The following is a 24,310-nucleotide window of genomic DNA, read 5'->3' on the forward strand; positions in this document are numbered from 1 at the left end:
AGAAAAGTTTAAATAAGAACGAATGATGATTTTGCATGTTTAATTGAAATCTTTTTGCAAAGCTTAAAAGAAGAGAAAAAGACCCCCTTTTACAGGGGGCTTAGAGGAAGGAACACGATGTGCAGGAGGCAAACTTATTCCTGTCATCTAGTTTACTAATCATAACCAAATCAGTAAGTCCCGTTGATTAAAAGTGACTTGAAGTGGTGTTGTTCCCTCCCATTATTTTAATTCCCTATCTTATTTATCATTTTATCGATTGCTTTGTATTTGATGTCAAATTTTCGTTACTTTTTCATACTTTAATTATTACTTTGTTTCCGCTGTTGATGCAATAGATTCCACCAGCTGTTGCTATAAATGCAAAACCAGTAGTATACGTAAGTCGTTCCTGCAGTATGGCAGCTCCAAGGAGAAGAGCTATGAATGGATTGACATAAGCGTAGACCGACACTATTCCAACTTTTAAATGTTCAATAGCATAGAGATAGCACATATATGGAATTATAGAACCAAAAAATATCATATAGATTAGCGACCATAAGCTTTTAGTAGTCACTTCCTCAATGTGGCTATAGTCCTCGGTAATTAGTGAAACAATCATTAGTATGAGACCAGCAATCGTAAATTGGAATGCGGCGTTTACAAATGAATTCGTTTGAAAAGAACTTCTTTTCATATATACGGTTCCTAATGACCAGCAAAAGGAAGCACCGAGCGTAACAAGGATACCGTTGAAATAGTCAGGTTGTGCAATGTCTGACAAATTATCTCTGAATACCAATATAATGCCGATGCTTCCTAATAGCAATCCTACCACAATTTTCCAACTGAAGACGCGTTTTACCTGAGGAACTGCAAAATTGATCATGGCAACATATAAAGGAATTGCAGAAGCGATAAGTGCTGTTAGACCACTGGGAATGTATTGTTCTGCCCATCCCAAAAGCGCATTTCCACATACTATCATTAGAATGGCGGGAATTGCCTGCTTTCCAATATCTTGCCAATTGAATGAATATTTCATTTTAAATAGTGGCAGGATGATCAATAATATTATTCCGGCTGTTAATTGCCTGATACCTGAAAATAAAAAGGGAGGAATGGTTGCAACCCCTATTTTTATTGCCAAGTAAGTGGTTCCCCAAAATATACATACGATGAGTAACGCCAGGTAAGCTTTCTTTTTGTTCTGCATGGTATTTTTCAGATTTGAAAAATTAAGTTAGAATGAATTTCATTTAAAAGTGGATACTCATTACCCTAAATTGTTTGTCATTCATAACGAATACAAATTTGTAACAAATAATTATATGAGTACAGATACAATTTTTGTAATTTTGCAGGGTACAGATTTTAAAATTATGGAAAAAATCGAAAAAAAACAATTGATTTATGAACGGATAGCCAGAAACATTGAAGCTAAGATTAGAAATAATGTGCTGCGTCTTGGAGACAAACTCCCTTCTATTAGGGAAGCCTGCAGCGAGCATGGCATCAGTAAGAATAGTGTACTACAGGCCTACTATGTATTAGAAGGAAAGGGTTTAATTGAATCAAGACCTCAATCCGGCTACTATGTTTGCTATTCGAAGCGACAACTTGCGTCTGTGCCCGAAACAAGTAATCCACAAGGCTTAGATGTAGCAGAAGAGACAGAGGCCTTGGTGAACAAGGTGCTAGATTCGCAAAATAATCAAAACAATATTATTCTCTCGTTGGGAGCACCAGCAATCTCATTACTGCCAATAGCAAAACTTAATAAAGCCATGGTGCATGCCATCCGTGAACTTGACGCCGGAGGAACACTTTATGAGATTACGCAGGGTAATTCTAATCTTCGCAGACAAATTGCCCGTCAGTCTTTTTCTTGGGAAGGTAATTTAAATGAGAGCGATATTATTACTACAGCAGGTTGTATGAATGCTTTGTCTTTCTGTTTGATGTCGGTAACTGAAAGTGGGGATACCGTTGTGGTTGAAAGTCCAGTTTATTTTGGATTACTGCAACTTGCCCGAAGCTTGGGATTACATGTACTTGAATTACCCACTAATGCCACAACCGGAATTGAACTTGATGCTTTGAAAGACGCCTTACAGCAAAAGCAAGTAAAAGCCTGTATTTTGATAAGCAATTTCAGTAATCCGTTAGGCAGTTGTATGCCAGATGAACATAAGCGGGAAGCGGTGCGTTTAATGGAAAAATATAATGTACCTCTTATTGAGGACGATTTGTATGGTGATATTTATTTTGGTTCGAGTCGCCCGAGTTGCTGTAAGACTTATGATGAAAGCGGAATGGTATTGTGGTGCAGTTCGGCATCAAAGACACTTGCGCCAGGCTATAGAGTGGGATGGACCGCACCAGGAAAGTTTAAGGAAAAAGTGCTTCGTACTAAACGCTATCATTCTTTATCTTCCAATACAATTTCACAAGAAGCCATTGCAATTTTTCTGGAAACGGGAAGGTATGAAAATCATTTGCGAAAATTAAGGAGCGCTTTACAATGCAATTCTCTACAATTTATGCGTAGTATTGTTGAGCATTTTCCGCATGATACTAAGGTTAGCTACCCGCAAGGTGGTTTTATTTTATGGATAGAACTTAATAAGAGCATTGATACAATGGAACTTTTTAAAATTGCGATGTCACATAAAATCAGTATTGCTCCGGGAAGGTTGTTTTCGCTTCAAAAACAGTATGGGAATTGCATGCGTCTTAGCTATGGACTGATTTGGGATGAGAGGGTTGAAGGTGCTTTGAAATTGCTTGGAAGTATATGTAAAGGTTTGCTGAAGTAGGTTTAAGTGTTCAATAGATAATGTTTAGAAGTGCTATCCTGCTAAGGACCTACTAAAGGATGGTACTTGATGAGATTATATTTTTTGTTGCTAATCTCCCACCAATCCATACTGATGGGAGTGCGGTTACTACAAGTGCTATGGCAAACCAAAGAGGTAAAGCATTTTTTGTCTGTGGGATGTATTGGCCTACGATGTTACCGATTAATGCTAGGACAGTTCCTATGATTCCAAGTATTAAGACATGTTTCATTGGTTTTGTGGGAGCTAATTTTGCAGTAATGTAGCCGCCAATTATTGTAAAAATCACTCTGTAGCTTATTGCAATTATGTAGAACCATGGGGTGTTTAAACCCTGTATTTGCTGCTCTTTAGTCGAAGTGAATATTCCGGTTGATTCTAAAAGTATATCCAGACCAATGGTTAGTATAAGCGTTAGAAAAAATCCTGCAGCTATGGCTCCTATGCTTTTGAGTGTTTGCTTTTCCATAATTACATTTGTTACTCTATTGTTGCCTGAACAATTTGTTCGATGTTTATTTTTCGCATAGACATAAACGCTTGTGCTGCTTTACCTACAGTTTTTGGGTCGCTCATCAATTTGCCAAGGATGTTGGGTATAATTTGCCAAGATACTTGGAATTTGTCTTTCAGCCAACCACATCGACTTTCTTCTCCGTCTTCCGTTAGTTTTTCCCAGTAGTAATCGATTTCTTCTTGATTTTCGCAATGAATAGTCAGAGAAACGCCTTCGGTAAAATTAAATTTATGGTCAGTTGCACTGTCCATCAGCATAAATGTCTGGTCATTTAATATTATTTGGGCGTGTTTTATTGTTCCTTCTTTGTTAGGAGACTCAGTGTCATCATATCTATAAATTCCTTCAGTTTTTGGGTTTTTGAAAATTGTAGTGTAGTGTTTAATAGCTTCTTCTGCTCGTCCGCAGTTTTTGCCTGTAAACATTAGGAAGGGTGCGATTTTTTGGCCCACATCACTTATTTTTCCCAAAGAAAGTTGCCAGGAGATTCCGAATTTGTCTGTAATCCATCCGTATTTTTCACTCCAAGGATATTTATCAAGTGGCATCATTATAGTTCCCTCGTTACTTAATGCTTCCCAAATTTGTTGTAGTTCGGTTTCTTCTTCACAGGTATAGTAAAATGAGATGGATGGGTTTGGCTGGTACATAGGTCCACCATCTAGCAATGTAATGCTTTGTCCTGACGCGCTTATCTCAGTTACGATTGGAGACTGGGACGTGATTTTTGCATCTTTAAAAATGGAACAGTATAGATCAGCTGCTTCTTTTGCCTGCCCATCAAACCATAGGCAGGGTGTTATTTTTTCTTTCATGATTTGGATTTTTAAAAAATTATTATACAAAATTAAGCATCACTTTTCTTAGAGAATAGAATAAAACCGACAGGTAATTTTTATTTCTTCAAACCTTTTTTAAGATAGGTGTTTGGCGTGGTATTACTAAATTCTTTGAATGATCGGATAAAATGGCTTTGGTCGGCAAATCCGTTATCGTAAGCTACATCAGTTAGGTAATCAAACCTACCAGCTTTTACTTGCGTGAATGAAAGTTGGTGTTGGCATATTCTTCGGTATTGATTGGGAGTGATGCCAACGAACTTTTTAAATAAGCGCTGAAAGGTTCTTTCGGTTAACTGAAGTTCTTGTTGAATATTGGAAAGGATGGATTTATCAGAGTTGCACATGATTTTATCTGTAGCGTATTGAATACTTTCGCAATTTTTGCCGTTTTCCCGTACTTGTTTAAGTAGTAGGTTGTCAAGTATTTCAATTTTACGGAAAATTGTGTCGGAATAAAATAGCTGTGTTTTTAGCGCGTTGGTTTTATGGGCATTCCAAGATTGGAGGTCAATGGCTACTTTAAATTTGTTTGCCGAAATATTGAAAAGTGAAGCAACTACAAAAGGGAAAAAGAAATAGACAATAATAGTGGTGTCTTTATTTATCTTCCAAATCTCCTCGGGAATTGCTTTATTAAATAATGTTAGTTGTATGAGCTTGTCGTTACCGTTTGTGTCTTTTTCGGTTTTACAAATGAGCGCCGCCATTCCGCTTGAGAAAAGAGGCAAATCATTATTGTTGTTTTTATATCTATTCTCCAATGTCAAAACTGTTCTGATATTTTTTGACAGGTGGGGGTTGACGTTTAGGTACCGATGGTTCATTTATCAGGTTGGTTTTGTGTTTGTTTTAGCTTTGATTATTGGCCAGCGATTAGTTTTCTCATCTTTTTTTTATATGTTGTTATTGCAAATTTAAGGAAAAGATTATAGATAATAGACTGATAGATGATAGATAAAAGATGATAGGGGGAAGGGGAAGAGGAGTAAGTTCCAGCCTTTGAGGGAATGGCAAATTTGATGAATAGGGAAAAGTGCTTTCTGCACTTCGAAAGGCTCAGTGCAGGCGGAGTTTAAGTTGACATTTGAAGATTGGAATGTGGGTTGAGTAAAGTTGCAGGGTTTCAGATTTACAAAGTTGGTGAGTTGGAGCCTTTTCAAAAATTAGGGTTTTAAACTCGTCTTTTATAATACTATACAGGATTTCGCAAACATCTAAGCAAGGGAATTGTATTTTTTTAAGCTGTAAATTTTTTGCGGTAGGCTGACGGGGTTAAGTCTGTATGTTTTTTGAAAACTTTTCTAAAGGCATCGATGTCGTTATATCCGGTTTCGTAGGTGATTTCGTTAACTGATTTTATACCTGCTTCGAGTTGCTTCTTTGCAAATTCGACTTTTACCCGTTGAGTATATTCTAAAATAGAGTTGCCTGTGTGTTTTTTAAACCTACGTTCAAAGGTTCTTCTTCCAATGGAAAATTTATTACAGATTTCTTCTACAGTTGGGGTTGCGGATGGATTGTTTTCAATAAACTGTTGTGCCTGCAACACGATATCATCCCCATGTTTTTTTTGCCCTATAAAAATCATGAAGGGATTTTGGCTTTTACGTTCAATATCAATTTCAAACATTTTTGACGCCAATATGGAAATTTCCTTACCTAAATGCTTTTCAAATATGTAGAGTAGTAAATTGAGATATGAAAATCCACCACCACAGGTGTAAATGCCGTTTTCATCTGTAATAATACTCTCAGTTATTATTTTAACATCGGGAAACATTCCTTTAAATTCATTAGTTGCTGCCCAATGTACCGCACATTTTTTATTATTTAAAAGCCCGGTAGAAGCCAAGTAGAAGGAACCTACACAAAGGCAAATAATTTCAGCACCGTTTTGATATTGAGAGGTAAGCCATTTTGTATATCCTTTGTTTTCGTATATTGCATTTTTAAAATCTCCACACAGCAATGGGAGTACAATGGCATCAGTTTTTTTAATTTGATCGATGGTTTTATCAGCAAAGATTGAATACAGGCCGTTAGAAGACTTTGTATTTTCTGAAAGTCCAACAATTTCTATTTTGTAAAACGGTGTTTTACCTTGAAATGCTAAAAAGTCATTTACTCTTGAAAATAACTGATGGCTACTGTCAATACTGGACAGGTTAGCATCATATAATGGTAAAATAGAGATGTGTTTCATAGTGCTAAGATATACTAAACATCTGTCGTAATCAACAGGTAAGATTGTCATTTTTACCCAGTTCTATGTTTGTTGACCTTCAGTATCTTTGTAAAATACCTTTAAAAAAAGCAAGTTATGAAATCAGTAGAAATTATTATGATTCCTGTGAAGGACCAACAAAAAGCCAAAGAGTTTTATCTTGAATTAGGTTTTAAACTTTTGGTTGAAGCACCCGCAGAACATGGCGAAACTTGGATTCAAATGGGATTACCCAATAGTACAACAACCATTTCGTTGGCAAAATTTCAAGGAATTATTTTTGAAACAGAAGATATTAAGTCTGAAATAAAAGCTTTAGTAGGAAAGGGCATTGAGGTAGGTAAGATTGATGAAACACAGTGGGGTAAGTTTGCCTGGCTTAAAGATCTGTATGGAAATAGTTTGTGTCTGCATCAGAAGTAGGTAGTAGTCATTCAAAGAAATTGAGCCCCTTAAATTCTAAGAGTGACTTTAAGTACTTGGAACGGATAGGTTCTTTAGCCAGAATTTATATTTAACAAATGTCATTTTTATGACGAAGGATTAACATAATACTCCAATAAAGCTACATTTAAATTTCGATGTTGGATTGGCAATTCTTTGGTATTGGTGGTTTTATAATTTTCTAAAAATTGAAAGCCGTAACTTTTATAATATTCTATTATTGTCGTATTTTCAGCCCAAGTATCCATTCTTATTGTATCTAAGTTATTTTTTTGTGCATATTCTATTGCCCAATTGAGGACTTTTTCAAATTGCTTTTGCCCTTTAAATTTTGGGTTTACTGTTATGCGGTGTAAATAAATTGAGGTCCCTTTATCTTTTTCACGCCATATTAAAGGATCATTAAAGCAGACACTGAAAATACATAAGATAGAAGAATCATTGGTTACAATTTTAAATTGAAGTAGTTTACTGATTTCATTTTCTAGAAAAATTTTGTCATAACTATCCCAACCCTTATACTTGTTTCTTTTTTGATAGGCAATTGCCTCTTCAAACATCCAACAAATCATTTCTAAATCATTATAGTTGGTATTTACAATGTTGTATTTTGATTCCATTTTTTAAATCGATTTTAATTGCATTTCTTATTCAAGTATTTACTTTTTAAGTATTGATAAATATTGTTTCCAGGGACCTACTTCGTCCTCATATTGCTTAGCTAATACACGGGCTATTTGCGCTATATGATTTAGGTCATGGGTAGTCCAAGTAGCTATAAGCTCTGATAATGTTACTACACCAAAAACTGGGTGGATGCCTATTTTATTTAGTTTTATTTGGTCAATATTTTTAGCTTTTAGGTTGCTAGTGTTTTGATTACGTAACTCATTGAATTCATTTAAAAGCATAGTAATACTTTTTTCTTTATAGGATTTATTTTCGTCCATCCTGATAAAGCTTTCCAATGTTTTATCTTGATTATTTGAAAGTATTATTTCTACTCTGGGCATCCAATTTGTTTTTTCGCCTTCAATTAAATGAGCCACGATTTCATGCGGGCTCCATGTGTTTTCACCTTCATTATTGTAGAGCCATTCAGTACTCAATTGGCTTAAAAGAGTTTCCAAAACAAATGGTGTTGTAGTAAGAATTTCGATTGATTTATTAAGTGTGAGTTTCATATTCCTTTTTTTAGAGTATTATCTTGAGCTGTTTTATTTCTTCATAAATTTTAGTTGTAGCTGGAACTTCTACTCCTAATTCTTTTCCGTATTTAATGATTGTTCCTGCAAATAATTCTAGCTCATTTTGTGCTTTTTTCGATTGCACATCTAACTGCAAAGAAGTTGGCGTATGGTATGGAAATGTTGCTGCTTTTTCGAAAGTATCTTGAATTATTGTTTCTGAAAGTTTTATTTTTTTTAGTATTGCAATTTGCTTAATTTCATTCATTATTGTTAAGACTTCCATTTTTAGATTATCCTCTTCATTGACTTGCCCAATAGATTTGTTATATCGTGCTGTAACTAGTCCGAAACTAGCAATAAAGAAAAATTTTGTCCAAATATCTGGCAATGAATCCTCTTTGAATTCGACATCAATTCCTGCATTTTTGAGTAATGAAACAATTGTGTCAGATGAAAATTTTTGGTAAAAAGGATCTTTACCAAGTATTATTTTACCCGGTTTGCCTTTGTGTTCTATACATGCTTTTTCTTTTATATGTGAAGCCACATATACACAAGATGGAAAGACAATGCCATTTGAAATAATTTTACGAATTCTTTCATAGATATCGGCACCATTCATTAAAGGTAAAATAATAGTGTCATCCTTTATTTTATCTTCAATTGAAACACAAACCGCCTCCAAATCATATTCTTTAACGCATAGTAAAACTAAGTCTGAAACTGGTAAATCATGAAGGTTGTTAATCAAGTTGTTTGGATAGGCGCTACTGTTTGGATGTTCCGCAGAAAGCAATGTTAATCCTTTGTCTTTGACAATAGTATATGTTTCGTTCCTTGCTACAAAAGTTATACTAACATCTGGAGAAACACTATAAGTTTGTGCTAATTTGAAACCGAAGTAACCACCAACTCCTCCTAGTCCTATTACTGTTATTGATTTTTTCATGCAGTAGTTTTTTAATTGATGAAATACACTTCTTTTTTTAATGGTGCAAATAGTAATGTGCCATCCATCATTCCAGGAATAACTAACTGGTCATTAAAAATTATAAAGTCTGCTGGTCCGCTAATTGGTTCTGGCATTTTTACAACAGAAATTTTGCCACTAGTTAATTGCATAGAAAATACAACCCCCTTTTTTTCGAATGCCACCCAATTACTGAAATAAAGTATGTCATCGTCAATATAGATACCATCATAGTACCCTTCCATTTTAGTTACTTGAGTAAACTGATTATTTTTAAGATTTATGTAACCTATAACGCCATTTGGTTTATTATCACTTCCAAAACCGTTTACATATAGTCTTGATGCTTTTTTAGTACAATACAAGCCATTAATCCCTGCAATAGTTTTATCAGTTTTTATTTCAGAATATGATTTATCTATTAAATTAACTTTGAAAAGTTTACTTTTATCAGTAGCCGAAACATATAATGTGTTTTTGTCCCACACTGCAATGTCATTTAGGAAAGAAGTCTCTTTGCTAAAATCAATTTCATATAATTTACTTCCTGTTTTTATATCAATAGCTAACAAACGATCTACATCATTGATATATAGAACTCCCTTATCAATAGCCAAACCTTTAGGCGCATTTAGCGTTTCTTTTACGAAAGAAGCATCCAGTATATTTCCCTTGAGGTCTAATTTGTATATTTTGCCGTCCCCATCTTTAGCGGATGGGTTTAGTTCCTTACCAATATCAGCGGCATACATATATCGTCCATCGATTGCTACGCTTTCAATATGGTTGAAGCCATTAACGGTTTTAATTGTTTGTGCCTTGGCATTTAAAGCCAAAATAAAGAACAGTACTAGGTTTGTTTTTGTTAGATTTTTCATTTCATTTTTTTTATTGTTTCATTGTGGTGTTGTACGTGATAAATAGTGAAATAAAGTATTTCTCTAACTGTCATTTTTCCGAAAATGGGATGTGGACAATTGTACATTTCCAATTCATCTTCTGACCAATTTTCTAGATTTGAAATTAAGGCAGCAAGTAAATCTTTTCCTTGGCTAACTAATTCCTCAACACTTGTAGCCAACTTTATTTCAGGCATAAATGCATCCGTTGTTTTTGCCCCATTTTTTAGAGCATTTCCAAACACATTGCTACTAGTTTCATAGTTTGAAGATATTCTTTCAGACAATCCGAAATTGGATTTGATACTTGATTTTGGAAGTGCCAAGTAGTTACTTACTCGTAACAATGCAATATTAATGTGTTGCACGTTTTGACACACGGACCATTTATCATTAAAAGGAATTGTTGGATTTGGCATCTGAATTGCGGATTCCCAAAATAGTGCTTGTGCTGTATTCAGAGTGGCTATTATTTCGCTCTTATTCATCTTTATTTTTTTTAAAGAACTCTTCTGTAAAATGCTCCTTGTGCTTTTCTTTAGAAAATTTTTCTGCATTATACGTATTAGAATTTCCTCTTGGAATTGACAATGAAGTCCAATTTTCATTGCTCACCATTTTTCCAATAAAGACTATTTGACCAATATGGTAAGGATAATGAGCCAGCTGACGGTTGATTGCCTCTGTTATAGAATGACCTTGATTTCGGATATAAATCGTTTTTGAAAAATCGTCTTCTTTAATTTCATCCAATGCGTTAAATAAACATTCCCAGCCATTATTCCATTTCGTTAGTAATTCTTCTTTTGAATTGATATCATTTTCAAATTCTGCATCACGATTTCTCCATTCTTTTTCTCCGTCTGAATTCAAAAAATCTGTCCACCGAGAAAGCATATTGCCTGACAAGTGTTTTATAATAATGGCTATACTATTGCTTTCTTTGTTGTATTGCCAAAACAATGTATCTTCGGGTAATTGTGCAATGGTTTTATCGCCTAACATTTTGTAGTACTCGAATTGTTTTTTTGCACTTTCTAAATAATCTGTGTTCATTTTTCTAGTTTTAAATCTTATTAATTGGTATTAGAAAATCTTAAATTTTCAACTCTTTTTTCAAAAGCGATTGGTTCGTTTAAAGGATTTTCAATTTGCTTAAATAGGTTCATTAGTTCTTCTGAATGAATTTCACTTTTCTTCGTTTTCAGGTTAAAATGGATAAATTTTGACCATAATATTGCTTTCAAAATTGATTTGTCTTCATTCCACATTAAAGCTTCCAGAACGAGAGTTTTTTCATTACAGAAAATTAATTGGGTTTGAATGGTAACCGTTTCCATAAGTGTTGCGGGAGACAAATAAGCTATTTGGTTTTGTGCCACAACCCAACTTATACCTTCTTGTTGGGCCAATTTATAGATGTCAAAATCATAAAACTCTACTAACTGATCTTCCCTTGCATTAATGATGTAATCAATGTATTTTGAGTTGTTGAGGTGGTTAAAAGGGTCGCAATCTGGAAACCTGATTTTTACTTTACTTTCAATTATTTTTTCTAACTGTTTCATTTTTAAATTATTTTATTAATATACCAGTCGGTATATTTTATTTTAAATTTTTTTATGTTTTTAACTCTTTAATCAAATTTTCTAAATAATCCATTGTAACTTTTAAAGCTTCTGAATTACCAGTGACCTTTGCTTGCATCACTGCACCTTCAATTAAAGACATTAAAACAAATGAAAATTGATTTGAGTCAGTGGTCGCTTTAATTTCATTTCTTTCAATGCCGGTGTTAATAGATTTTATAACTGCTTGTTTCCAAAACATTAAGGCATTTATGGCTTTAGTTCTTAATAATGGGTGCGTATCATCAGATTCAGTAGCAGTATTTAATATTGGACATCCTGCCTTTAAAAATGGTAATTCTAAAAAGTTTCTATATGTTTCAGGATAAACTAGTAGTCTATCTATCATATTTGGACGAGTTTCAATTTGATTTCTTAAATAAGTAACTATTAAGCCATAGTTGTAATCAAATGATGCCAATGCTACATCATCTTTATTTTCAAAATTACCATAGATACTCCCTTTGCTTAGACCAGTTGCCGTTATCATATCATTCAGTGATGTACCAGAATACCCTTTAGCATTAAAGATAGGGGCTGTTTTTTCTATAATAAATTGTTTAGTATGGTCTGCTTTTGACGTCATTAATAGCATTATTCAAGTACAAATATAATTAAAAAATAATACCGATTGGTATATTTTAAAAAATATCAAATTTGTTTTGAGGTTTTATGTGCTTAATACTTAGTTTATAATTTTAGTTTTCTTTTACTTATTATAAGAAGGTGAAATATGGTGCTGCTGTTCCTAAAATAAAGAGGCAATACGCAGTGAAGACTACTCATTGCTATTTTCGTGCGCGGGGTATAGATCTGTGTTATCAGTTGAAAGTCAAATAGTTTACGCGTTATTGCACCAATAACTGTGACGGTAATTTTTTTAGGAGCGTTGGACTATAATAGATTATATTTGATGGAATAAAGAGGATTTTTACAGTTCTAAGGAAATAAATTACCAAGTAATGCATCCAGTTGTTTCATATTATATTAATCAAATACAGTCACTTACTCACCTTGAGGAATGGGAAGTAGAATTGATTATTGCTAATACTTCGACCAGAAGCATCAGCAAAAATACTATTCTGAAACAAGAAGGCTCTGAGGTTAAAGAACTTTATTTTATATATAAGGGGTGCTTAAGAACTTATTATTTAGACAAAAAAGGGAACGAGTGTACAAGTACTATAGCTTTTGAAAATGCTTATTGCTGGGCAATAAACTTTTTAAAAGATTTTCCACTTCATGAATATATTGAAGCTCTTGCAGATTCAGAATTTTTAGTTTTTACTAAAGAAAAGTTCTATTATCTTGTAAATGCCTGCCCTGGCTTTAGAACTGTATACCTCATTAGTTTAGAAAAAGTAGCAATCAAATATGCCGCTAGAGTAGAGACTCTGATAACTTTAGACGCAAAAGAAAGATATAATAACCTCCTTCAAACTCGACCAGAGATTGTTTTGAACCTCTCAAATAAAGTGGTTGCGTCTTTCTTAGGTATTACCGAACAATCTTTAAGCAGGCTTAAAGCGCAACTATAGCATTTTTTAACATTTGGTAATTTTTATATTGATTATGGCAGATACTTTTGTCCCAATAAATAATCAATAAAATGTTATTAAAAACGATCCCATTAAAAAACAAAAAAATTATTTTTTGGACAATGACAGTTCTAATTAGTGCCTTCTTTATCCTGAGTGGCTATTTGGAAATCACAAAAAACCCAGCTACTTATCCCAAAACAATAAAAATGGGATACCCTCCCTATTTCATTTCAATGCTGGGTATTGCTAAACTTATCGGATCGACGGTCTTGTTAATACCCCCGTTTAGACGTTTGCGGGAATGGGTTTTTGCAGCATTTACTTTTGATGTAATTTTTGCTTTTATTTCAGGGTACATGATTCAAAGCTATGCTGATTGTGTCAAAGCCACTATAGTACTCATTGTTCTATTATCTGCCTATTTTCTCCTTTTTAACATTGATAAGTCAGAATGCTACTAAAAATACTTTTCTGCACTATTTAAAATATGTCCTATCCAATCGCATTTTTGTCCTATTCTGAAACTTAATAGCAGGACTAGTTTTGTAAATAAACTAAAATGTTTTTTTTTCTAGGAGGTTAGTATATTGTAAATTAAAGGTTTGTTTTATACCTTTGAGTTGGTTCTAAACCTAAAGTTAACGGTTTATACATGAAAGACATTCCAATACGAAAAATTAATGCCTCTGAAACGGAACAGCATTTTTCTGAAAGCTTTAGCATTCGGAGTGTTCAGGAATTACTTAACGGCAAAGACATAAGCCAGGAACTGCACAGACACGATTTTTTTTATATACTAGCTTTAGAAAAAGGTGCGGGAAATCATGAAATAGACTTTACTACCTATGAAGTTGGGGATTATTCTCTATTCTTTATGCGCCCCGGTCAGGTGCATCAGCATACTTTGAAAGCAGTAAGTACCGGCTTCCTATTAGAATTTAAGACCGATTTTTATAATCCACAAGACAAAGCATCTAATCATCACTTACGGAAGGCAAGCGGAAAGAATTTCTATCAGGTTGATGCTGATAAATTCAAAAAACTATTCTCATTATTGACTTACGTTTTTCTGGAGTATACCGAGAAACAAAAGGGTTATCAAGAAGTCATCAAAGCAAATTTAGGCGTTTTATTTATAGAACTTATTCGCCAACGAGATTCCAGCACAATTCATACCAAGAGCACCAATCCCTATTTGCAGGAACGTCTGGAAGATTTTTTCGAACTTTTAGAAAATAATGTTACGACTGAAAAGCAAGTGTCTCAATATGCTGAAATGCTGAATCTATCACTTCATCAACTTAACACTATCACTAAAACTTTGCTAAATAAAACGGGCTCAGAAATAATCAATGAGTATATTATCCTTGAATCTAAAAGATATCTTCTGGCAACATCTAACCAAGTAAACCAAATAGCCTATCACCTTGGCTATGAAGATACTTCCTATTTCATCCGGTTTTTTAAAAAACATACCGGATATTCTCCTGAAGCTTACCGGCATAACTTAAAATAAATCCTGTTAAACTACATTTTCGTCCTATCATTCAGGTTACCACCGCTACTACTTTTGTACCGTACTAAAATAGTAACTAAAATAAGTAATCAGAATGAAAACGAAAGTCAAATTAATCACCTCTTTAAAAATTTGGGTAGTAATCTATCCTTCCATAACATTATTTCTTTACCTGTTTGGTAAACCACTATCTGTAATGCCTTTGTACGAAAGGACTTTACTGCTAACCATTGTATTAGTGCCCTGGATCGTGTTTGTTGGTTTGCCTTTTTTAGGTTTAATCATTCGTTCGTTTTCTTCTAAAATTGACGAAAAATAAAATAGTGAGTTCGGAAAAAGCGGCTTTGATCTCTAAATCAAAACGAAAATTTATCAAGCAAAGCGGTATGGCCATGATTGCGTTTTCAATTCCCTTTGACTTAACAAATTTCTCAAAAAATTATCCAATGAAAAATAAAAAAATATTCGACGTAATCATAATTGGAGGAAGTTATTCCGGCCTTGCCGCAGGCATGGCATTAGGCAGAGCGCTAAAGCAAGTTTTGATAATAGATAGTGGAATGCCGTGTAACAGACAAACCCCTTATTCGCATAATTTCATTACACAAGATGGTAAATCACCTGCTGAAATTACAGCAATTGCAAAACATCAGGTTGAAAAGTATAATACTGTGACCTTTTTTAACGGCATTGCAGACAAAGGAACTAAAACAGAAAATGGTTTTGAAATTACTACTGCTGCGGGAGAAATTTTTTCTGCAACAAAATTAGTTTTTGCCACCGGTATTAAAGACATAATGCCAAATATATTTGGTTTCTCAGAATGCTGGGGCATATCAGTATTGCATTGTCCATATTGTCATGGATATGAAGTTAAAAATGAAATTACAGGAATTTTGGGTAATGGTGATTATGCATTTGAATTTGGTAAACTTATTTCGAACTGGACTTCTGCATTGACAATTTACACTAATGGTAAATCTACCTTGACTCAGGAACAAACGGAACAACTTTTCAGCCACAACATAGCAATTGTGGAGACAGCAATAGACCGGTTTGAGCACGATTATGGACACATTCAGAAAATCATTTTTAAAAACGGAAATAAATCACCAGTCACCGCAATATATACACGAACACCCTTTAAACAGCACAGTGGTATTCCTGAAAGTTTGGGATGCGCACTAACTGAAGAAGGCTATATCAAAATTGATGCAGCCCATAAAACTACCGTAGACGGAATTTATGCAGCGGGCGATAATGTATCGCGAATGCGTACAGTTGCCAATGCTGTTTCTATGGGGACTACAACGGGTATGATGGTCAATAAAGAAATCATATTCGAGAAATTTTAAATCAAATCAGTTTCAATCAACAATTAATTAAAATCAAAAACAAATGAAAATTATTATCGTAGGTGCAACAGGCACCATGGGAAAACACTTAGTAAGTGCTTTAGAAAAAGAACATGAAATAATCAAAGTAGCTTCTAAAGACGGAGATATACTAACTGACATTACTTCAACTGAATCAATTGAAAATATGTTCAAACAAGTCGGTTCGTTTGATGCACTTATTTCTACTGCGGGCCCAACACATGTTGGACCATGGAAAACTTTGACTGATACAGAATTCAGAAAAGGTGTTGAAGGTAAGATGATGGGACAGATTAACTTAGTACTGATTGGTCAGCATTATATTAATCCGAAAGGTTCTTTCACATTAATTACAGGAGCATTAACAAATGATCCACAAAAGAATTTTGCCAATGCATCAGCTGCCAACGGAGCTGTTGAAGGGTTTGTTCGCGGAGCCAGTATTGAATTAGAAAATGGTATCCGAATTAATGCGGTCAGTCCAACGGTTATTGAAGACTCACCACAATATTTTCCTTACTTCCCGGGAGAAATTCCAACAACTATGAGGGAACTGGAATATATGTTCCGCAAAAGTGTGTTCGGGGCAGGTACCGGACAAATAATTAAATCTCACTAATTCTATAATCTAAACGATCGGGTCAGGTATCAATTAAGACTATGACCCGATTTCTTTCTTCATCATGAAAAACACAATCATCATAGCAACGCTGTTGCTTACGGCTACTATTGCCCAAAGTCAAATCAATTGGGAGAGGTATAATGACAATTTCAGCTCTTTGAAAAATGACACCATTTCTAAAAAAGGATTTGAAAAGACAAAGTATATACCGCTTTTCAAAAATTCAACCATCTCTTTTGGTGGTGAAATAAGAGAACAATATCAGTATTACGAAAATCAAAATTTTGGAGATGTTCCGCCTACAGTAAGCAACCCCAATGCTATTCAGGTTTGGCAAAGAGTAATGGCACATACCAATATCGAATTTGGAACCAAATGGCGTTTGTTTGCACACCTGGGAAGCACATTTCGTTTTGGAAATCCTGACCCATTAACACCAGAAATTGATGAAAACCGTCTAAGCCTTCATCAGGCATTTTTAGATTTCAGATATCATAAAAATGGTATAATTCGTGTTGGCCGTCAGGAAGTTTTTTATGGCAATCATCGTATGCTGACCTTTAGAGAAGGCCCAAATACTCGTTTAACTTTTGATGCTGCAGTTTTTAAATATTATACTGAAAGAAGGAAATGGGATGTATTTGTCATGACTCCTGTTATTTCAAAAAAAGGTGCATTTGATGACCAATCTTTTAAAGACGCTATTGTCGGTATTTATGCTACAGAAAGGTTAATTCCTCATAAACTACTTATGGATTCGTATACTATTTTGTTCAACTCCGACCGAAGAAAATACAATTATGCTGAAGGTCATGAAAGCCGTGAAACAACAGGTTTAAGGCTTTACTCTGAAAACCCAGTGTTTAATTACGAAGTAGAAGGAACCTATCAAAAAGGAAAATTTGATGATTTAAAAATAAGTGCCTATGGCTTTAGTACTGATTTAAATTATTTAGTAGCTCCCAGCAAAAACTTCATTGTAGGTTTCGCTGCCAACTATACGTCAGGAGATAAAAACCCAAATGACAAGAATTTAAACACATACAATTCTCTTTTTTCAAAACCGCCTTTTGGGTTAGTGGCACCTATTGGTTTGTCTAATGTGGCGAATATTAATCCTTATATCAAAATTAATCCGACTAAGAAAAGTAATGTATATGCAGGTGCTTACTGGCTGCGCAGACAAAGTGACCAAGATGGGACTTATTCACCGGGAGCAGGAGGTGCTCTAGAAACACGCCCAAATCCTACGCTTCTTTTTGCCTCAACAAAAAAGGAAATCGGTTCGCTTTTGGCACTGGAATCTAACTATTTTGTGGACAACCATTTGACGTTCGGATTTGATGCTTCGTACTTTTTTGCAGGAGACTATGTGAAAGAAACGGGTAAAGGCAAAGACATAACCTACGTGTCCTGCAGAGCCTCTTATAAGTTTTAACAATAGTATTCGAACCATATTTGACAAAATAACGAATACATTTGACCGTAGATTTTCTCTTAGAGCCTTTCATTATATTTATGATTATTAAACAAAAAATGACAAAAAAGAAAAACATATTCGTAATTATAGGAAGTGCAAACAGCCACTCTGCAAACGAAAAGCTTGCTGACCATATCGCCAAATTGACGATAGATTTTTTTAATCTGACAGTATTTAAGGGGCTGAAAACACTTCCTCATTTCGACCCGGATCTTTCAACTGAGAACATACCAAAAGAAGTAATTGAATTTAGGCAGCATATTGAAAATGCGGACGGAATACTGATTTGTACACCTGAATATATCTTTAGTATCCCAAGTGGACTAAAAAATGCTATGGAATGGTGTGTTTCAACCACAGTTTTCACAGACAAAACAATTGGCCTTATAACAGCTTCTGCAAGCGGACAACTGGCGCATGAAGAATTGCAGTTAATCATGAAAACTGTTATGGCAAAATTTACAGAGAAAACGACATTGTTGATACAAGGAATAAAGGGGAAAATAGATCAAAATGGACAAATTACTGATGAGAATACAATAGATAATTTAAAACAATTTATTATCGCATTTAAGGAGTTAATCAGACAATGATCCAAATTTCACTTAGCATTTTAATTTGCATTCACCTTCTTTTTTTATTGTTTCACACCGCAGTTATTTTAAAATGGTTTCGCTATAAAATGATATGGGGAGGCAGATTAAAGACTGATCAGCAGATGTATTTATTTGAGTCGGTCTCGATAGTTGCAACAAGCGGGTTCACAATTATTCTACTCGCAAAAGCAGGTTACTTAGGTATTTCCTTGCCTCAGCAACTTATAGAGATTTTGTTGTGGATTATGGCTGTTCTGTATTTTATTAATACTCTTGGAAATTTAAAATCGAATAGCTGGACTGAACGAATTATCTTTGCACCTTTGACACTACTAATGCTTATATTATTACTGATTATACTTTTTGCACCGTACCGATGAAAATAAAAAAACCAATTATGCTGTTTTTAATGATTGCTGCATTTCACGTAAATGCCCAGCAATACAATGTGAAAATTGACAGTCTTATTAAGAAGGCAGTTAAGTTAAATAGATTTAACGGATCAGTTTTAGTAATTAAAAATGGCAAAATAGTATTCGAAAAAGGGTATGGTTATCAGGATGCAGAAAAGAAGTTAATTAATACTGTAAATACGGTGTATCAGATTGGCTCAACGACGAAAGAGTTTACTGCTGCTGCCATTATTAAATTAATGGAGCAAAATAAATTATCACTTGATGATAAGGTCAACAAATATTTACCCGCCTTTCCTCATGGTGAAGAAATTACAATCAAAAATCTGCTTACGCACACTTCGGGCCTTTTTGAATTATTCAGGGATCCTGCTTTTATGGAAGCAGATAAGCAGCAGGTTTTGAGTAAAGAAAAACTGCTTTCTTTTTTTATTGATAAACCACTATATTTTACACCTGGCACAGAATACTCCTATTGTAATTCAGGGTATGTTCTTTTGGGATTAATAATTGAAAAAGTCACAGGCAAACCTTATGAGAAAATCATAAATGAGTATTTTTTGAAACCTTTGAAAATGAAGCATAGTGGTTTTGATTTCCAAACTGTAAGTAGTAATCAAAAGGCGAAAGGATACATACGTTTCACAAAAAATAAAAAGGAATCTTCTTTGCCATGGAATCATACATTTACTTATTCGGCAGGCTCTTTATATAGTACTGTGGGTGATTTGTATTTATGGCATAAAGGTCTGTTGAATTATAAGGTGGTTACAAAAGAAAGCTTAGAAAAAATTACAACGCCTTTTCTTGACGGATATGGCTTTGGCTGTTGGATTGATATTGTAAATGGAAAAAAAATTGTTTCCCATGGAGGCAATATCGAAGGATTCACAAGCTATTTTGGTAGGATTCAGGAGGAAGATGCATGCGTGATTTTGTTAAACAATATATATAACCGTCAAATCGAATCAATTGGGCTTTCGATTTTCTCGATACTTTATGATAAGCCATATAGCTATTATGATGAAATACAAGTAAACAAAGAACTGCTTACAACCTACATGGGTGAATACGAGATTAAAACAGATTATCATGTCAAAATTACCCTTGACGATAACAGATTATTTATTGAACGTCCAAACGAGTCCAAAACCGAATTATTTGGAATGAAAGAAAACGCCTTTTTTGAAAAGGAAGAAGATGTGATGATTTATTTTAAAAAAGATAAAGACGCAAAGATTCAAATAACAATCACCCAAGGACTAAGTACCAAAAAGGGTGATAAAATCAGCAAATAGGTTCGCAAAAAAACTTATTATATCTCTTAAATTTTATACATAATTTTAGGAATAGTGCAAAGTACGTTTATTATTTAGTATCAACTTTGCAGCGTCAAGGGATGGCAACACTCAGATGGAAGTTGTGGAAGGAGAAGTTTTTTCAACAATAACGAATGTTATTCAAAAAAAGCATAGAATTAGGGCTGTTTACATTTAAGTTTTTAATAAACCTTTGTTTTTCAATAGTATTAATTACTTTTAACTTTTATAAATACAATTTGTCTTGTATTTTTTCAATATCATAATTTCATGAAGTTAGCAATAAAAAATATGGTTTGCCAGCGGTGCGTGCTTGTCGTAAAACAAGAACTGGAGAAATTAGATCTGGTCGCTGAATCCATTCAATTAGGTGAAGTTACCTTTGCAGATGAACTTTCTGAAGTGTCTTTGGACGATTTAAAAGAAAGATTGGCGTTTCATGGTTTTGAATTGCTGGATGACCGCAAAGCGGTACTTATTGAAAAAGTAAAAAATATTATTGTTACTCTTATTCATGGATCTGAAGAGATTGCGGTAAAAAGAAATTTTTCCGATATTATAGCACAACAATTGCCTATTGATTATAATTATATAAGCTCTATTTTTTCTTCCACAGCTGGTGTCACAATTGAGCAATATATTATCTTACAGCGCATAGAAAGAGCAAAAGAGCTATTGGTTTATAACGAACTGTCATTAAGTGAAATATCCTATAAGCTTGGTTATAGCAACGTGCAGCATCTTTCAACTCAATTTAAAAAAATTACCGGGCTAACCCCATCCTATTTCAAGTCTATCAAGGACAGTAAACGAAATCCGTTGGATCAATTGTAAAATTTTACACATCATTCAGTAAATAATACAACAACGCCCTCTGCATCATGTTCTAATTTTGTCTTTCAAATTAGAAGAACATGAAAACAATCAACAAATTACGTATTAAAGGAATGGTTTGCGCACGCTGTATGACAGTAGTGTTTGATGAACTGTCATTACTCGGTATTGAAATTGACTCGATCACTCTGGATGAAGTTTCATTTATCGGGGGGCTGCCTGCCAATATAGATTTTCATGAAGTAAAAAGTACGCTGCAAAAATATGGGTTTGATCTTTTAAGTGATAAAAAGGAAGCCCTCATTATTTTAATTAAACTGGCTGTTGCCCAAGCTATCGTAAAGCAATTTGAATCTAAAAACACCATTCTGTTTTCGGTTTTTCTGAGCCGGGAACTGAATATGGACTACCCTATGTTAAGTTCTGTTTTTTCTGAACATGAAGAAATGACGCTTGAAAAATATATTATTACCCAGCGTATATTAAAAGTTAAAGACCTTTTACTGACCACGGATAAATCGCTTACGGTTATATCGGATGAGCTGGGTTTCAGCAGTGTTTCCCATTTATCAAGACAATTAAAATCGTATACCGGATTCGATACCTACCATTTTAAGAATCTCAGAAAGAATTCCGCCATTTCACAATCGTAGTTTCAGTCATCAACAAAATCAAAAGTAATCAAAATCAAAAACAATTTTCTCAATTATGAAAACAGCAAAGCAAAATGCTCCAACAAAAGATAAAATGAATATTTTCACCAAGCAAACTTTTCCGGTTACAGGGATGACTTGTGCTGCGTGTGCTATCAGTGTGGAAAGCATCCTCAAAACGACCGAAGGTGTTAAAGATGCCGGTGTGAATTATGCCAATCAATCTGCCTGGATTGAATACTCTGACGATGTTACCATCGAAGAAATTCAAAACAGAACCCGTTCGGTTGGTTATGATCTGATTGTGGGAGTGGAAGATCCGTTTCAGGCTCAGCAAGATGCTCATTTAAAGCATTATCAAGAACTAAAAAGGAGAACCTTTTTAGCTATTTTATTGTCAATACCAGTCTCTGTTATAGGTATGTTCTTTATGGATATACCCTATGCCAATTATATTATGATGTTATTGTCAACACCTGTTGTCTTTTATTTGGGCAGAAGCTTTTTTGTTAATGCATTTAAACAAGCCAAACACAGAAAAGCGAACATGGATACATTGGTAGCTTTGAGTACAGGGATCGCCTATTCCTTTAGTGCGTTCAACACTTTTTTTCCTGAGTTTTGGCATGCCAGGGGATTACACGCACATGTATATTTTGAAGCTGCGTCTGTAATCATTGCTTTTATTTCTATTGGAAAACTTTTGGAAGAAAAAGCAAAATCGAATACATCGTCTGCATTAAAAAAACTAATTGGACTACAGCCTAAGACGGTACGGATTAAAGTAAGTGGAACAGAAACTGAAATTCCTGTTTCTGAAGTAAAAATTGCGGATATTATTATTGTCAAACCAGGTGAAAAAATTCCGGTTGATGGAGCTGTTACTACGGGAGTTTCCTTTGTAGATGAAAGTATGATAAGCGGAGAACCTATTCCGGTTGAAAAAACCACCGGTGAAAAAGTTTTTGCAGGAACCATTAATCAAAAAGGGAGCTTTGAATTTAAGGCGGAAAAGGTTGGCGGAGATACGGTATTGGCTCATATAATTAAGATGGTGCAGGAAGCCCAGGGAAGTAAACCGCCGGTGCAGAAACTGGTTGATAAAATAGCCGGTATTTTTGTTCCAGTTGTTTTACTGATTGCAATCCTTACTTTCATTAGCTGGATGCTTTTAGGAAATGAGAATAATTTAACACATGCTTTACTGACTTCGGTTTCAGTATTGGTTATTGCCTGTCCTTGTGCCTTGGGGTTGGCAACTCCCACTGCTATTATGGTAGGTATTGGTAAAGGAGCAGAAAACAATATACTGATAAAAGATGCTGAAAGTTTAGAGCTGGCGCACAAAGTCGACGTTATCATATTAGATAAAACAGGTACTATCACCGAAGGAAAGCCAGTAGTGACTGATATTGTATGGAAAAATAATGATTACGATTTTATCTACACCAGACAAATACTTTATGCGATGGAGGCGCTATCCGAGCATCCTTTGGCAGAAGCCGTAACGGCACATTTTAAACAGGATTTGGTTTCCACAGTTGCTTTGACTGATTTTGAAAGTATCACAGGAAATGGGGTCAGAGCCAAAAACGACGGTTTGTCGTATTTTATTGGGAATAAGAAATTAATGGATACGCAGCATATTAAAATGAATGAACTGGTGCTATCGAGTGCTGAACAGTGGCAGAAAAATGCTAAGACTGTAGTTTATTTTGCCAATGAAACAGAAGTACTTGCCTGTATTGCTATTTCAGATAAAATAAAATCGAGTTCAAAAGAAGCTATTGCCACATTGCAAAATAAAGGTATAGCGGTATATATGCTTACCGGGGACAATGCTCAAACGGCACAAGCTGTAGCGAAAGAGGTAGGACTGCAGCATTATAAAGCAGAAGTAATGCCATCTGAAAAGGCAGCTTTCATTAAGGAATTACAATCCAAAGGGCATATCGTAGCAATGGTAGGCGATGGGATTAACGACAGTCATGCACTGGCTCAGGCCGATGTAAGTATTGCCATGGGCAAAGGATCAGATATCGCGATGGATGTTGCGAAGATGACCCTAATTACTTCCGACCTTACTATGATTCCGAAGGCGCTGGAACTTTCGAGAAAAACCATTACTACCATTAAGCAAAACCTGTTTTGGGCCTTCATTTATAACTTAATCGGAATTCCGCTTGCAGCAGGACTATTGTATCCTTACAATGGATTTTTATTGGATCCTATGATAGCGGGAGCAGCTATGGCTTTAAGTTCTGTTTCGGTAGTAGGAAATAGTTTAAGACTGAAGGCATTAAAACTCTGATTTTATCTACACGTTTTGATTTTGAAGAATGTCCGGTTTCATACCGGACATTTTTTTTGTTTTAATTCAAAAAATTTTAGAACTCTTCACTTAAATAGTGCAAAGACAGTCCT

27 protein-coding genes are annotated in these 24,310 nt (G+C 34.6%); 14 read left to right on the forward strand and 13 right to left on the reverse strand.

Features of this window, described 5'->3' with window-relative positions:
- Positions 1-295: 295 nt before the first annotated feature.
- The gene (locus ABIQ27_RS10350; RefSeq protein ID WP_348033818.1) at positions 296-1,198 is read right to left on the reverse strand and encodes an EamA family transporter; all 903 of its coding nucleotides are present in this window, start codon (positions 1,196-1,198) and stop codon (positions 296-298) included.
- Between the two features lie 115 nt (positions 1,199-1,313).
- Here ABIQ27_RS10350 and ABIQ27_RS10355 point away from each other — a divergent pair, with 115 nt between their 5' ends.
- On the forward strand, positions 1,314-2,801 hold the full coding sequence (locus ABIQ27_RS10355; protein WP_348033819.1) for a PLP-dependent aminotransferase family protein: 1,488 nt from the start codon (positions 1,314-1,316) through the stop codon (positions 2,799-2,801).
- Positions 2,802-2,853: 52 nt separating this feature from the next.
- Here the strand turns inward: ABIQ27_RS10355 and ABIQ27_RS10360 are convergent, their stop codons facing one another.
- The 4 genes from ABIQ27_RS10360 to ABIQ27_RS10375 form a co-directional block, all read right to left on the reverse strand.
- Positions 2,854-3,291 (reverse strand): hypothetical protein, encoded by a 438-nt coding sequence (locus tag ABIQ27_RS10360; protein ID WP_348033820.1) that lies wholly within the window; start codon positions 3,289-3,291, stop codon positions 2,854-2,856.
- Between the two features lie 11 nt (positions 3,292-3,302).
- Complete coding sequence (locus ABIQ27_RS10365; protein WP_348033821.1) at positions 3,303-4,154, reverse strand: VOC family protein; 852 nt, start codon at positions 4,152-4,154, stop codon at positions 3,303-3,305.
- A gap of 80 nt (positions 4,155-4,234) precedes the next feature.
- Positions 4,235-5,005 (reverse strand): helix-turn-helix transcriptional regulator, encoded by a 771-nt coding sequence (locus tag ABIQ27_RS10370; RefSeq protein ID WP_348033823.1) that lies wholly within the window; start codon positions 5,003-5,005, stop codon positions 4,235-4,237.
- 413 nt (positions 5,006-5,418) lie between these two features.
- The gene (locus ABIQ27_RS10375; RefSeq protein WP_348033824.1) at positions 5,419-6,435 is read right to left on the reverse strand and encodes a helix-turn-helix domain-containing protein; all 1,017 of its coding nucleotides are present in this window, start codon (positions 6,433-6,435) and stop codon (positions 5,419-5,421) included.
- A gap of 66 nt (positions 6,436-6,501) precedes the next feature.
- Between ABIQ27_RS10375 and ABIQ27_RS10380 the strand changes: the two genes are divergently transcribed.
- Positions 6,502-6,828 carry a VOC family protein gene (locus tag ABIQ27_RS10380; RefSeq protein ID WP_348033825.1) on the forward strand — a complete coding sequence of 109 codons (327 nt, stop codon included), beginning with the start codon at positions 6,502-6,504 and terminating at the stop codon, positions 6,826-6,828.
- Positions 6,829-6,935: 107 nt separating this feature from the next.
- Here ABIQ27_RS10380 and ABIQ27_RS10385 read toward each other — a convergent pair whose 3' ends face one another.
- From ABIQ27_RS10385 to ABIQ27_RS10420, 8 genes are read right to left on the reverse strand one after another with little or no spacing between them, the layout of a single operon-like run.
- Positions 6,936-7,469: a GNAT family N-acetyltransferase gene (locus ABIQ27_RS10385; RefSeq protein ID WP_348033826.1), complete on the reverse strand. Its 534-nt coding sequence runs from the start codon at positions 7,467-7,469 to the stop codon at positions 6,936-6,938.
- Positions 7,470-7,508: 39 nt separating this feature from the next.
- Positions 7,509-8,033 carry a DinB family protein gene (locus tag ABIQ27_RS10390; protein WP_348033827.1) on the reverse strand — a complete coding sequence of 175 codons (525 nt, stop codon included), beginning with the start codon at positions 8,031-8,033 and terminating at the stop codon, positions 7,509-7,511.
- A gap of 10 nt (positions 8,034-8,043) precedes the next feature.
- The gene (locus tag ABIQ27_RS10395) at positions 8,044-8,988 is read right to left on the reverse strand and encodes a 2-dehydropantoate 2-reductase (protein WP_348033828.1); all 945 of its coding nucleotides are present in this window, start codon (positions 8,986-8,988) and stop codon (positions 8,044-8,046) included.
- 11 nt (positions 8,989-8,999) lie between these two features.
- On the reverse strand, positions 9,000-9,887 hold the full coding sequence (locus ABIQ27_RS10400; RefSeq protein ID WP_348033829.1) for a hypothetical protein: 888 nt from the start codon (positions 9,885-9,887) through the stop codon (positions 9,000-9,002).
- Entirely contained in the window at positions 9,884-10,396 is a 513-nt protein-coding gene (locus ABIQ27_RS10405) for a DinB family protein (RefSeq protein ID WP_348033830.1), read from the reverse strand. Before ABIQ27_RS10405 ends, ABIQ27_RS10400 begins: the two co-directional genes overlap by 4 nt.
- Positions 10,389-10,964 (reverse strand): DUF1572 domain-containing protein, encoded by a 576-nt coding sequence (locus tag ABIQ27_RS10410; RefSeq protein ID WP_348033831.1) that lies wholly within the window; start codon positions 10,962-10,964, stop codon positions 10,389-10,391. The genes ABIQ27_RS10405 and ABIQ27_RS10410 overlap by 8 nt, the downstream gene beginning before the upstream one ends.
- 20 nt (positions 10,965-10,984) lie before the next feature.
- Positions 10,985-11,476: an acyl-CoA thioesterase gene (locus tag ABIQ27_RS10415; protein WP_348033832.1), complete on the reverse strand. Its 492-nt coding sequence runs from the start codon at positions 11,474-11,476 to the stop codon at positions 10,985-10,987.
- Between the two features lie 52 nt (positions 11,477-11,528).
- Positions 11,529-12,122 (reverse strand): TetR/AcrR family transcriptional regulator, encoded by a 594-nt coding sequence (locus ABIQ27_RS10420; protein ID WP_348033833.1) that lies wholly within the window; start codon positions 12,120-12,122, stop codon positions 11,529-11,531.
- A 376-nt stretch (positions 12,123-12,498) separates the two neighbouring features.
- Between ABIQ27_RS10420 and ABIQ27_RS10425 the strand changes: the two genes are divergently transcribed.
- The 12 genes from ABIQ27_RS10425 to ABIQ27_RS10480 all read left to right on the forward strand — a co-directional run bounded on the left by ABIQ27_RS10425 (position 12,499) and on the right by ABIQ27_RS10480 (position 24,197).
- Positions 12,499-13,074, forward strand: coding sequence for a Crp/Fnr family transcriptional regulator (locus tag ABIQ27_RS10425; RefSeq protein WP_348033834.1), 576 nt, complete (start codon positions 12,499-12,501; stop codon positions 13,072-13,074).
- Positions 13,075-13,145: 71 nt separating this feature from the next.
- Positions 13,146-13,538: a DoxX family protein gene (locus ABIQ27_RS10430; protein WP_348033835.1), complete on the forward strand. Its 393-nt coding sequence runs from the start codon at positions 13,146-13,148 to the stop codon at positions 13,536-13,538.
- Positions 13,539-13,729: 191 nt separating this feature from the next.
- The gene (locus tag ABIQ27_RS10435) at positions 13,730-14,593 is read left to right on the forward strand and encodes an AraC family transcriptional regulator (RefSeq protein ID WP_348033836.1); all 864 of its coding nucleotides are present in this window, start codon (positions 13,730-13,732) and stop codon (positions 14,591-14,593) included.
- A 94-nt stretch (positions 14,594-14,687) separates the two neighbouring features.
- On the forward strand, positions 14,688-14,912 hold the full coding sequence (locus ABIQ27_RS10440) for a hypothetical protein (protein WP_348033837.1): 225 nt from the start codon (positions 14,688-14,690) through the stop codon (positions 14,910-14,912).
- A 127-nt stretch (positions 14,913-15,039) separates the two neighbouring features.
- Positions 15,040-15,948 carry an NAD(P)/FAD-dependent oxidoreductase gene (locus tag ABIQ27_RS10445; RefSeq protein WP_348033838.1) on the forward strand — a complete coding sequence of 303 codons (909 nt, stop codon included), beginning with the start codon at positions 15,040-15,042 and terminating at the stop codon, positions 15,946-15,948.
- A 43-nt stretch (positions 15,949-15,991) separates the two neighbouring features.
- Positions 15,992-16,588: a short chain dehydrogenase gene (locus ABIQ27_RS10450; protein WP_348033839.1), complete on the forward strand. Its 597-nt coding sequence runs from the start codon at positions 15,992-15,994 to the stop codon at positions 16,586-16,588.
- A 64-nt stretch (positions 16,589-16,652) separates the two neighbouring features.
- Entirely contained in the window at positions 16,653-18,029 is a 1,377-nt protein-coding gene (locus tag ABIQ27_RS10455) for an alginate export family protein (protein ID WP_348033840.1), read from the forward strand.
- A 98-nt stretch (positions 18,030-18,127) separates the two neighbouring features.
- Entirely contained in the window at positions 18,128-18,664 is a 537-nt protein-coding gene (locus ABIQ27_RS10460; RefSeq protein ID WP_348033841.1) for an NADPH-dependent FMN reductase, read from the forward strand.
- Positions 18,665-19,064: 400 nt separating this feature from the next.
- Entirely contained in the window at positions 19,065-20,378 is a 1,314-nt protein-coding gene (locus tag ABIQ27_RS10465) for a serine hydrolase domain-containing protein (RefSeq protein ID WP_348033842.1), read from the forward strand.
- A 291-nt stretch (positions 20,379-20,669) separates the two neighbouring features.
- Positions 20,670-21,233 (forward strand): helix-turn-helix transcriptional regulator, encoded by a 564-nt coding sequence (locus ABIQ27_RS10470; protein WP_348033843.1) that lies wholly within the window; start codon positions 20,670-20,672, stop codon positions 21,231-21,233.
- Between the two features lie 80 nt (positions 21,234-21,313).
- Positions 21,314-21,886, forward strand: a complete 573-nt coding sequence (locus ABIQ27_RS10475; protein WP_348033844.1) for a helix-turn-helix domain-containing protein — start codon at positions 21,314-21,316, stop codon at positions 21,884-21,886.
- Positions 21,887-21,941: 55 nt separating this feature from the next.
- Positions 21,942-24,197 carry a heavy metal translocating P-type ATPase gene (locus ABIQ27_RS10480; RefSeq protein ID WP_348033845.1) on the forward strand — a complete coding sequence of 752 codons (2,256 nt, stop codon included), beginning with the start codon at positions 21,942-21,944 and terminating at the stop codon, positions 24,195-24,197.
- Positions 24,198-24,310: the final 113 nt, after the last annotated feature.

The sequence above is a fragment of the Flavobacterium sp. genome, assembly GCF_039916025.1.
In the GTDB taxonomy this organism is placed as follows: Bacteria; Bacteroidota; Bacteroidia; order Flavobacteriales; family Flavobacteriaceae; genus Flavobacterium.

Bases quoted from the DNA above. Each gene is read 5' to 3' on its own strand.
- ABIQ27_RS10350 (WP_348033818.1), bottom strand. From the start codon at position 1,198: ATGCAGAACAAAAAGAAAGCTTACCTGGCGTTACTCATCGTATGTATA.
- ABIQ27_RS10355 (WP_348033819.1), top strand. From the start codon at position 1,314: ATGAGTACAGATACAATTTTTGTAATTTTGCAGGGTACAGATTTTAAA.
- ABIQ27_RS10360 (WP_348033820.1), bottom strand. From the start codon at position 3,291: ATGGAAAAGCAAACACTCAAAAGCATAGGAGCCATAGCTGCAGGATTT.
- ABIQ27_RS10365 (WP_348033821.1), bottom strand. From the start codon at position 4,154: ATGAAAGAAAAAATAACACCCTGCCTATGGTTTGATGGGCAGGCAAAA.
- ABIQ27_RS10370 (WP_348033823.1), bottom strand. From the start codon at position 5,005: ATGAACCATCGGTACCTAAACGTCAACCCCCACCTGTCAAAAAATATC.
- ABIQ27_RS10375 (WP_348033824.1), bottom strand. From the start codon at position 6,435: ATGACAATCTTACCTGTTGATTACGACAGATGTTTAGTATATCTTAGC.
- ABIQ27_RS10380 (WP_348033825.1), top strand. From the start codon at position 6,502: ATGAAATCAGTAGAAATTATTATGATTCCTGTGAAGGACCAACAAAAA.
- ABIQ27_RS10385 (WP_348033826.1), bottom strand. From the start codon at position 7,469: ATGGAATCAAAATACAACATTGTAAATACCAACTATAATGATTTAGAA.
- ABIQ27_RS10390 (WP_348033827.1), bottom strand. From the start codon at position 8,033: ATGAAACTCACACTTAATAAATCAATCGAAATTCTTACTACAACACCA.
- ABIQ27_RS10395 (WP_348033828.1), bottom strand. From the start codon at position 8,988: ATGAAAAAATCAATAACAGTAATAGGACTAGGAGGAGTTGGTGGTTAC.
- ABIQ27_RS10400 (WP_348033829.1), bottom strand. From the start codon at position 9,887: ATGAAAAATCTAACAAAAACAAACCTAGTACTGTTCTTTATTTTGGCT.
- ABIQ27_RS10405 (WP_348033830.1), bottom strand. From the start codon at position 10,396: ATGAATAAGAGCGAAATAATAGCCACTCTGAATACAGCACAAGCACTA.
- ABIQ27_RS10410 (WP_348033831.1), bottom strand. From the start codon at position 10,964: ATGAACACAGATTATTTAGAAAGTGCAAAAAAACAATTCGAGTACTAC.
- ABIQ27_RS10415 (WP_348033832.1), bottom strand. From the start codon at position 11,476: ATGAAACAGTTAGAAAAAATAATTGAAAGTAAAGTAAAAATCAGGTTT.
- ABIQ27_RS10420 (WP_348033833.1), bottom strand. From the start codon at position 12,122: ATGACGTCAAAAGCAGACCATACTAAACAATTTATTATAGAAAAAACA.
- ABIQ27_RS10425 (WP_348033834.1), top strand. From the start codon at position 12,499: ATGCATCCAGTTGTTTCATATTATATTAATCAAATACAGTCACTTACT.
- ABIQ27_RS10430 (WP_348033835.1), top strand. From the start codon at position 13,146: ATGTTATTAAAAACGATCCCATTAAAAAACAAAAAAATTATTTTTTGG.
- ABIQ27_RS10435 (WP_348033836.1), top strand. From the start codon at position 13,730: ATGAAAGACATTCCAATACGAAAAATTAATGCCTCTGAAACGGAACAG.
- ABIQ27_RS10440 (WP_348033837.1), top strand. From the start codon at position 14,688: ATGAAAACGAAAGTCAAATTAATCACCTCTTTAAAAATTTGGGTAGTA.
- ABIQ27_RS10445 (WP_348033838.1), top strand. From the start codon at position 15,040: ATGAAAAATAAAAAAATATTCGACGTAATCATAATTGGAGGAAGTTAT.
- ABIQ27_RS10450 (WP_348033839.1), top strand. From the start codon at position 15,992: ATGAAAATTATTATCGTAGGTGCAACAGGCACCATGGGAAAACACTTA.
- ABIQ27_RS10455 (WP_348033840.1), top strand. From the start codon at position 16,653: ATGAAAAACACAATCATCATAGCAACGCTGTTGCTTACGGCTACTATT.
- ABIQ27_RS10460 (WP_348033841.1), top strand. From the start codon at position 18,128: ATGACAAAAAAGAAAAACATATTCGTAATTATAGGAAGTGCAAACAGC.
- ABIQ27_RS10465 (WP_348033842.1), top strand. From the start codon at position 19,065: ATGCTGTTTTTAATGATTGCTGCATTTCACGTAAATGCCCAGCAATAC.
- ABIQ27_RS10470 (WP_348033843.1), top strand. From the start codon at position 20,670: ATGAAGTTAGCAATAAAAAATATGGTTTGCCAGCGGTGCGTGCTTGTC.
- ABIQ27_RS10475 (WP_348033844.1), top strand. From the start codon at position 21,314: ATGAAAACAATCAACAAATTACGTATTAAAGGAATGGTTTGCGCACGC.
- ABIQ27_RS10480 (WP_348033845.1), top strand. From the start codon at position 21,942: ATGAAAACAGCAAAGCAAAATGCTCCAACAAAAGATAAAATGAATATT.